This window comes from Stieleria sp., from assembly GCF_041595215.1.
Classification (GTDB): Bacteria; Planctomycetota; Planctomycetia; order Pirellulales; family Pirellulaceae; genus Stieleria; species Stieleria magnilauensis.
The window spans coordinates 1-7,608 of record NZ_JBFHKV010000346.1 but is presented as its reverse complement, the minus strand read 5'-3'; the positions used below and the strand labels follow the sequence as shown (position 1 = coordinate 7,608).

The following is a 7,608-nucleotide window of genomic DNA, read 5'->3' as shown; positions in this document are numbered from 1 at the left end:
TAGCTAACCGCTAATAGCTAACCGCTAATAGCTAACCGCTAATAGCTAACCGCTAATAGCTAACCGCTAAAAGCTAACCGCTAAACAGCTCAGGACTGTTCGTCGTCGGAATCAGCGGCTGCTGCGACGGGTTCGGGCGTCGTTTCCGCCTCGTTGTCGCTGCTATCGCTATCATCGGCGAACGAGGGCCGTTCGGCTTTTCGCGAGACGCGATCGTTCTTTCCGACCAGTTCCAGGATCGCCCGGGTGCCGGCATCGCCGAGTCGCGGGATTGCCAGACGGACGACGCGGGTGTAGCCGCCGTCGCGATCGACGTAGCGTGGGGCGATGGTGTCAAACAGGATGGCGGTCGCTTGTTTGTCGCCGATCAATTGAACGATGCGTCGCTGTGCGGCGACGACGGGAGCGCGGGCGGCGGCCCACTTCTGCCAGTCTTCGCTTTTTCGCCACTTCTTGTATTCGTCACTGCCGCGGTCGGCGTCGCAAGCGAACTTGGCCGCTTCTTCGGCGTGCGGGAGCGATTTCTTGGCGATGGTGATGCATTTTTCGACCAGCGACCGCACTTCTTTGGCTTTGGGCAGCGTGGTGGTGATTCGACCGGCAACCTTGGGAGCGTTGTCGTCGAGTTCCGCATCACGCTCGGTCAGGAACAGAGCGCTGGCAAGGTTTTTCAGCAGGGCCTTTCGGTGGCTGGGACTGCGTCCCAGCGTGCGGCCACGTCGTCGGTGTCGCATGACGTATTCGGATAGGGTTGGGGGTGTATTTGTGCGAAGGGGGTTTCGAGCGGATCTGCGGCGAGGCGTCCGCTAGAACATGGGTTGCGCCGGCACTCGCATGCCGAGGTGCAATCCGTACTGGGCTAATTTTTCGCGGACTTCGTTCAGCGTGGTGTCACCGAAGTTCCGGACTTCCAACAGTTGGTCTTCGTTGCGTTGAACGAGATCACGGACCGTTTGAATGTTTTCACTTTCCAGGCAGTTGTTCGCCCGCACGGACAATCGCAGGTCTGCGAGCGTCATGTTCAGCTTGGCTTCCAGCTGAGCTTCGGGCGACCCGGCGCCACCGCGAGCGGCCGAGAAGATGCTCGGTCCGAGTTCGCGATATTGGACGAACGGGTTGAGGTGTTTGCGAAGGATCTTTGCCGATTCGACGAGTGCCAGTTCCGGGTTGACGCTCCCGTCGGTCCAGATTTCCAGGATCAGCTTGTCGTAGTTGGTTTTTTGCCCGACGCGGGTTTCTTCGACTTCGTATCGAACGCGGGTGATGGGGCTGTAGACGGCGTCGACGGGAATGATCCCGATTTCGTGATCGGCGCTGCTGTGTTCGGTGGCCGGCACATAGCCGCGGCCGTTTTCGACGACCATTTCCATCATGAATGGCGTGTCTTCGGTGAGCGTCGCCAGCACGAGGTCTTTGTTGATGATTTCGACATCGGAATCGGTTTCGATGTCACCGGCACGCAGTTCACCGGCTTTGTCGCTTTCGATCGTGATCACCCGCGTCGCTTCGCTGTGGTTGCGGACCACCAAGCTTTTGACGTTGAGGACGATTTCGGTCACGTCTTCCAAGACGCCGGGGATGTTGGTGAACTCATGCTGGGCGCCACGAATCTTGATCTGCGTGACGGCGCTACCCATCAGGCTGCTCAGCAGGACGCGTCGGAGGCTGTTTCCGACACTGGTGCCGAAGCCACGTTCGAACGGCTCGGCGATGAACTTGCCGTACGTTTGGGAAAGGGAATCGCGGTCAACTTCCAGATTGCTGGGAAGTTCCATTCCACGCCAACGGATATGCATGGTTGTGATCCTGTCGCTTGGGAGTGCAAATGCGGGGGTAAAGAGTAGCCGAGAGACCGATCTACTAGACGCGACGCTTTTTCCGCGGTCGGCATCCGTTGTGCGGAATCGGCGTGACGTCTTCGATCAATTTGACCTTCAGTCCGGCCGCTTGCAGTGCCGTGATGGCACTTTCACGTCCCGATCCGGGGCCCTTGACGCGAACTTCGACGTCTCGCATGCCGAACTTCGACGCCTTTTCGGCGGCTTGTTGGGCGGCACACTGGCCGGCGAACGGGGTGCTCTTTCGGCTGCCTTTGAAACCGCTGGTTCCGGCGCTTGCCCAGCACAGCGTGTCGCCTTTGACGTCGGTGATGGTCACCGTCGTGTTGTTGAACGTCGCGTGAACATGGGCGATGCCGTTGGTCACGTTTCGCCGTACTCGTTTCTTTTTGTTGCTCTTTGCCACTGCAAAGTCCTAAAACTTCAAACGGTTAATGTCGAACTGGAGGGGAGGCCAAAACGCGACGCGTCGACGACGCGGTCGCTGCTTCGGACCAAACGAAAATATGTCTTGGGACGTCGGGGATGCTCGGCTTGTAAATCGCCGGGTGCATCGGCCAGACGTTAGCGAAGATCCTTGACGCCTTTCTTTCCGGCGACCGTCTTCTTGGGCCCTTTGCGGGTACGCGAGTTGGTCTTGGTGCGTTGTCCGCGAACCGGCAATCCCATTCGATGCCGCATGCCGCGGTACGACTTGATCTCACGCAGCCGGCTGATGTTCTGAGTCGTTTGACGACGCAGTGGACCTTCGACCGTGTATTCACGTTCCAGCAATGCTGCGATTTGACCCAGCTCATCTTCTCCGAGGTCGCTTGCGGCGCGCGTCGGGTCCACGCCGAGCTTCTCACAGGCTTCGCGGGCCGTGTGAAGGCCGACGCCGTAGAGATAGGTCAACGAATACTGGATCTGTTTGTCGTTCGGGATGTCGACGCCCAACAAACGGGGCATGGCGAGGCTCCTGCAAAATCATCGTGCTAAAACTATGAAGACACAGCACCTTGCGGTTGGAGACGCCCCCGGGAGGGAACGCGACCGCAGAAAGTCAGAAAAAGTGCTGGCCAAGAATCCCGGACTATAGCGAATGGTCCCCTTTTTGCTCAATGGCCACTTTCGAGCCTTTTCAGGAATTTTCGCTCCGGCGATTGCGGACCATCCGAAAAAACTCCGTCGGCACCGCGTCGGCTGGCCCCGCCGGGACCCGAAATTGCTCCACCGTGCGGAAATCTGACAGATCCAGCTCCAGTTCGGTGTCGCCGGCGACGCCCGAGAGCACGCGTGTCAAATAAATCTGGTCGCAGCGATCGATCAGTTGACGATAGATTTCTGCCCCGCCGACCACATAAATTGGTGCCTGGCCACCCATCTGCAGGGCCGCGTCGGGTGAAGACGCGACGTCAACACCCTCGTAAGTCAGGTCCGCTTGGCGGGACACCACGATCGTCCGCCGGCCAGGCAGCGGCCGCCCGATCGAATCAAAGGTCTTGCGGCCCATCACCAGCACGCCGCCCATCGTCATCCGCTTGAACCGCTGCAGGTCCTGACGCAGTCGCCACGGCATCGTCCCCTCCAATCCGATCACGCCGCTGGGGGTCATCGCAACGACGGCGGTGACGGGAGGGTTGCTGGTTGCGGGCATGGCGGTATTGGCTTTCAGACCGCAACGGGGGCCTTGATGTGCGGATGGGGCTCGTAATTGACGATCTCGAAGTCTTCGTACACAAACCCGTCGATCGATTCCGGCACGCGAGCGATTACCAGTTCCGGTAACGGTTTGGGTTCCCTGGAAAGCTGTTCCCGGGCTTGTTCGAAATGGTTCTGGTACAGATGCACGTCGCCGAAGGTGTGCACGAACGCGCCGGGTTTCAATCCGGTCACGCTGGCCATCATCATCGTCAGCAAGGCGTAGCTGGCAATGTTGAAGGGGACGCCCAGGAAGACGTCGGCACTGCGTTGATAAAGCTGGCACGAGAGCCGGCCATCGGAAACGTAGAACTGAAACAGCGTGTGGCAGGGGGGCAAGGCCATCGCGCCGACCTCGCTGACGTTCCAGGCCGAGACGATCAGCCGACGCGAAAGCGGGTTGGTGCGGATCTCGTTTTCGACCCAGGCGATCTGGTCGATCGTCTGCCCGTCCGGAGTCGGCCAGGACCGCCATTGGTGGCCATAGACCGGCCCCAAGTCGCCGTTTTCGTCGGCCCACTCGTCCCAGATCTTCACGCCGTTCTCGTTCAGCCACGCGATGTTGGTGTCACCACGAAGAAACCACAGCAGCTCGTAAATGATCGAGCGAAGGTGCAGTTTCTTGGTGGTCAACAACGGGAATCCGTCGGACAGATCGAATCGCAACTGGCGGCCGAACAGGCTGCGCGTGCCGACGCCGGTGCGGTCGCCCCGATCAGAGCCGGATTCAAGGATGTCTTCGAGAAGGCGGAGGTACTGGAGCATTTCGTCTTAGACCGACGCGTCGATCGCTTCCTGAAGTGCGGCTTTGGTCGTGTTGCCGCCTCGGAAGCTGTGCTCGACTTCGCCGTTCTTGAACAGCAACAGCGTCGGGATCCCGGTGATGCCGAACTTTTGTGCGACACCGGGGGCATCGTCGATGTTCAATTTGCCGATTTTTGCCTTGCTGTTCTCCTCGGCCAGCTGGTCGATCATCGGAGCGATTGCACGGCAGGGGCCGCACCAGGGTGCCCAAAAATCAACGAGCACCGCGCCATCGGCTTGAAGGACTTCGGCATCAAAGTTGTCGTCAGTAAATTCTTTCACGGCGTCTGAAGCCATGGTCTTGGTCCTCGGGATAGCAACAGGGAAAAGGGGAGGCCGACGGTGATCCGCCGATACTCGAGTGCGAATTGTAGGAAGCTGGGGGTGGTCGGCCAAGTTAGCCAAAGCGAGAATTTCAGCTCGCCGGGCTCATCTGGTCGCTGCCGATTGCGTCGCGTTCCATGCTGGCGTTGGCCATCGTGGCCGGATTGCCCCGATCGGGGAGTCCAAGTTCGAGTCACCGAACGTCACTGCGCATCCAGTGCTCGACGGCACGCGAGACGATTTCGGCAAATTCGCCGAGCAGCATCGCGGTCGCGCCCCAGACGTCTTGTCGACGCCCCAGGCAATCATCGAACTCGATCGCCCGGTGTCCGAATCTGTACTGGAATACCTCGCCGCTGCCCTGACTCTTACCGATCCGCTGTTTTTTTTGATCGATGAGCGTGCAATGGGGGGGCGAGTGGGGTGCATCGGATTCCCCCAGGTGCAGCAGGCATTCCACAGGCATCTCGATCACTTCGTCCACCTCGACCGGGTCGGGACGCCACTGGGTTGTGGGGCACTGTGTTGTGACGATTTGCGTTTCCACCAGGTTGTCGCTGGCAAACACGTAGATCGGCGACAAACATCCCACCACGTCGATCACCTGCACCGGCAGTCCGAGTTCCTCGTGGTATTCCCGCAGCGCCGCCTGCAAGGAGGATTCGCCGGACTCGATTTGTCCGCCCGGCAAACAAACTTGCCCACCGTGGTGCGACAACGCCTTGGGTCGGCGGGTGAGCGTCAGGCACAACCGCCCGGTTTGCCGATGGGGATAGACCACAATCACAACGGCCGCCCGGCGTGAATCCGATCGGGCGGGGCCACGGTGGCGACCGTAAGACAAACGCGGCGCCAGCTTCGAACCGCCGCTCGCCCGCGGGGAGCGGGTCGAACGGTTCAAGAATCGGCCGCTTGGGAATTTGCCCGTCTGGTTGCCGCTGCGCTGGGCGAGCACTTGAGCGACCACGCTGCCAAACGTCTTGATGGATTCCGCGGCAAACAGCTGCTCGGCGGCACGATCCCTGGCGGACACAACAGGCACCTAGACGAGGGTCTCGAGCAGTCGACGCAGCTTTCGCAACTCGACCCGATGATCCAAGCCTTCCATCGGCGTCATGTTGACCGTCAACGCGCGATCGTATTTCTCGCGTTCAAGCTGGGTGATCAGTTTTCCGTAGTCGACTTCCCCCTGGCCGACGCTGACCTGAAACGCATCGGGACGCGTGTCGCGAAGATGCACGTTGCAAACAAATTTCAAAATGTGGTCCAAGCTTTTGCCTTTGGCCGAACCGGTGATGTAAACGCTCGGGTCCAAGGTGATTCCCAGTCCGTCGACGTTGTTGCACAGCACCATCAACGTGTCGGGATCCTCGCTCAAGCAACCGAGTTGGCTTTTCACACTGACGCGAACCCCTTCGGCCTCACCGATCTCGACTAGTTTTTGCAGGTGTTCGACCTCCTCGTTGAAGGGGGTGCCCTGTTCGGCCGACGGAATGGTGATCGTGACCACCTTGGTCGTCTTGGCCAACCAACACAACTTGGCGAATTGCTGGTAATGATCCGCGCCGGTGGACGCCAGTTGCACGCTGTAGCCTGAAATGTCGAGCCGGTGGGTGTGGCGGAGCAGTTGGATGGAGCGATCCATGTCCTCCAGCAATTCACTCGGTTTGACGTTCCCCGATTCGTGCAACGCAATCTCGATGGCGGTGAAATCCAAGTCGGAAGCAAGTTCGATCGCGGCGAGCAATTCGAGACCGGGAAAGCATTCAGTAGAAGCGGCGATCAACACGGGAGTATCCTTTCAATTCAACGTCTAGAATTCTGGTCGCATGACGGCGGGCGATCGAGTGCAAGCCGCCGCCACGAATGGTTTTAGGTAAGCGTACCGATTTTGGCGATCTGGGCAAAAGACCGGTTTACCGGCTAATGCGACGAAACGAGCGAGGGAGCGTTCGCCACCATTAATTCCTCAATCATTTCGTTGCGGTGTCACGCCCTGACCCCCATGTTGGCCCAGCCACTGAACCGCGTCGCGGGCCAATTGCTCGGGGGACTTGGCGTCGCCGGCAAGGGTCAAATCGGCCACCTGGCGATACAGCGGTTCGCGGCGTGCAAGCAATTCACGAATCTCATCCACCGGCGATAATTCCGTCAGCGCCGGCCGCCGTTGCCCGGTCGTCTGGTCGGCCGCAAGACGCCCGGCGATCACCTCGGGACTGGCGGTCAACCAAATGCAGACTCCGGTTTGCCGGATCACGTCACGATTCTGTTCGCGCAGGATCGCTCCCCCGCCGAGCGAAATGACGCGCCCCTGTGATCGATCGGCGGCCAGCTGACGAAGGCACCGTGATTCCCAATCGCGGAACAAGTCTTCGCCTCCTTCGGCAAAGATCTCGCGAATCGTTTTTCCGGCCGCCTGCTCGATGACGTGATCCAAATCAATACACTCGGTCGCCAGTTCGGCAGAAATCAATCTCCCCACCGTCGTTTTTCCGGTGCCGCGGTAGCCGGTCAAGTAAATTCGATCCGTAGTCACCCTCACCTCCGTTTACTCCGCCGGACTTCGTTTGTTTGGTCTTTCAGTGTCTCGCCGCTCCCCCGACTCGCCGTCGCCGCAGTTGCCGACGCGACGCGTGTGGCTGTTTCGATCGGTCTGTCTGGCGATCGCCCTGTTGCCCTTCCTCGCCGCGGAACTGGTCCTGCGGGTGACGCACCGCGTCGATCCACGGGACCTGGCGAGCGATCCGGTGTTTGATTCTGCCGGCCAGTCGCCGCTGTTTGTTCTGTCGCAGGATTCCACACGTCTGGAGATCCCGCCATCGAGGCTGAACTTCTTTCGGCCGGCCTCGTTTGCCGCCGACAAACCGGAGAACACGCGACGCATCTTCGTGCTCGGCGGGTCCACCGTCCAGGGCCGTCCCTACGAAACCGAAACCGCATTCGCAAAATGGATGCAGTTGCG

General features: G+C 59.8%; 10 protein-coding genes and 1 pseudogene. 1 reads left to right on the top strand and 10 read right to left on the bottom strand.

Annotated features, from left to right (window positions below):
* Positions 1-89: 89 nt before the first annotated feature.
* The 10 genes from ABX749_RS14775 to ABX749_RS14730 all read right to left on the bottom strand — a co-directional run bounded on the left by ABX749_RS14775 (position 90) and on the right by ABX749_RS14730 (position 7,182).
* Positions 90-734 (bottom strand): bL17 family ribosomal protein, encoded by a 645-nt coding sequence (locus tag ABX749_RS14775; RefSeq protein ID WP_145212241.1) that lies wholly within the window; start codon positions 732-734, stop codon positions 90-92.
* A gap of 72 nt (positions 735-806) precedes the next feature.
* Positions 807-1,796, bottom strand: a complete 990-nt coding sequence (locus ABX749_RS14770) for a DNA-directed RNA polymerase subunit alpha (RefSeq protein WP_095741426.1) — start codon at positions 1,794-1,796, stop codon at positions 807-809.
* Between the two features lie 64 nt (positions 1,797-1,860).
* Positions 1,861-2,244: a 30S ribosomal protein S11 gene (rpsK, locus tag ABX749_RS14765; RefSeq protein WP_095741425.1), complete on the bottom strand. Its 384-nt coding sequence runs from the start codon at positions 2,242-2,244 to the stop codon at positions 1,861-1,863.
* A 158-nt stretch (positions 2,245-2,402) separates the two neighbouring features.
* Positions 2,403-2,786, bottom strand: a complete 384-nt coding sequence (rpsM, locus tag ABX749_RS14760) for a 30S ribosomal protein S13 (RefSeq protein WP_201724031.1) — start codon at positions 2,784-2,786, stop codon at positions 2,403-2,405.
* A gap of 172 nt (positions 2,787-2,958) precedes the next feature.
* Positions 2,959-3,474: a dihydrofolate reductase gene (locus ABX749_RS14755; RefSeq protein ID WP_145212238.1), complete on the bottom strand. Its 516-nt coding sequence runs from the start codon at positions 3,472-3,474 to the stop codon at positions 2,959-2,961.
* Positions 3,475-3,488: 14 nt separating this feature from the next.
* Positions 3,489-4,283 (bottom strand): thymidylate synthase, encoded by a 795-nt coding sequence (locus ABX749_RS14750; RefSeq protein WP_145212235.1) that lies wholly within the window; start codon positions 4,281-4,283, stop codon positions 3,489-3,491.
* Positions 4,284-4,289: 6 nt separating this feature from the next.
* Positions 4,290-4,619, bottom strand: coding sequence for a thioredoxin (gene trxA / locus ABX749_RS14745; RefSeq protein ID WP_095741422.1), 330 nt, complete (start codon positions 4,617-4,619; stop codon positions 4,290-4,292).
* Positions 4,620-4,839: 220 nt separating this feature from the next.
* Positions 4,840-5,688, bottom strand: a complete 849-nt coding sequence (locus tag ABX749_RS14740) for a CoA pyrophosphatase (RefSeq protein ID WP_372896646.1) — start codon at positions 5,686-5,688, stop codon at positions 4,840-4,842.
* The gene (locus ABX749_RS14735; RefSeq protein ID WP_095741420.1) at positions 5,689-6,435 is read right to left on the bottom strand and encodes a sugar phosphate isomerase/epimerase; all 747 of its coding nucleotides are present in this window, start codon (positions 6,433-6,435) and stop codon (positions 5,689-5,691) included.
* A 180-nt stretch (positions 6,436-6,615) separates the two neighbouring features.
* Positions 6,616-7,182 (bottom strand): shikimate kinase, encoded by a 567-nt coding sequence (locus ABX749_RS14730; RefSeq protein ID WP_372896645.1) that lies wholly within the window; start codon positions 7,180-7,182, stop codon positions 6,616-6,618.
* 46 nt (positions 7,183-7,228) lie between these two features.
* Between ABX749_RS14730 and ABX749_RS14725 the strand changes: the two are divergent.
* A pseudogene (locus tag ABX749_RS14725) lies at positions 7,229-7,608 on the top strand (hypothetical protein); the annotation flags it as partial.

Excerpts from the sequence above, each read along its gene's own strand:
- ABX749_RS14755 (WP_145212238.1), bottom strand. The coding sequence starts at position 3,474 with ATGCCCGCAACCAGCAACCCTCCCGTCACCGCCGTCGTTGCGATGACC.
- ABX749_RS14775 (WP_145212241.1), bottom strand. The coding sequence starts at position 734 with ATGCGACACCGACGACGTGGCCGCACGCTGGGACGCAGTCCCAGCCAC.
- trxA (WP_095741422.1), bottom strand. The coding sequence starts at position 4,619 with ATGGCTTCAGACGCCGTGAAAGAATTTACTGACGACAACTTTGATGCC.
- rpsM (WP_201724031.1), bottom strand. The coding sequence starts at position 2,786 with ATGCCCCGTTTGTTGGGCGTCGACATCCCGAACGACAAACAGATCCAG.
- ABX749_RS14770 (WP_095741426.1), bottom strand. The coding sequence starts at position 1,796 with ATGCATATCCGTTGGCGTGGAATGGAACTTCCCAGCAATCTGGAAGTT.
- ABX749_RS14750 (WP_145212235.1), bottom strand. The coding sequence starts at position 4,283 with ATGCTCCAGTACCTCCGCCTTCTCGAAGACATCCTTGAATCCGGCTCT.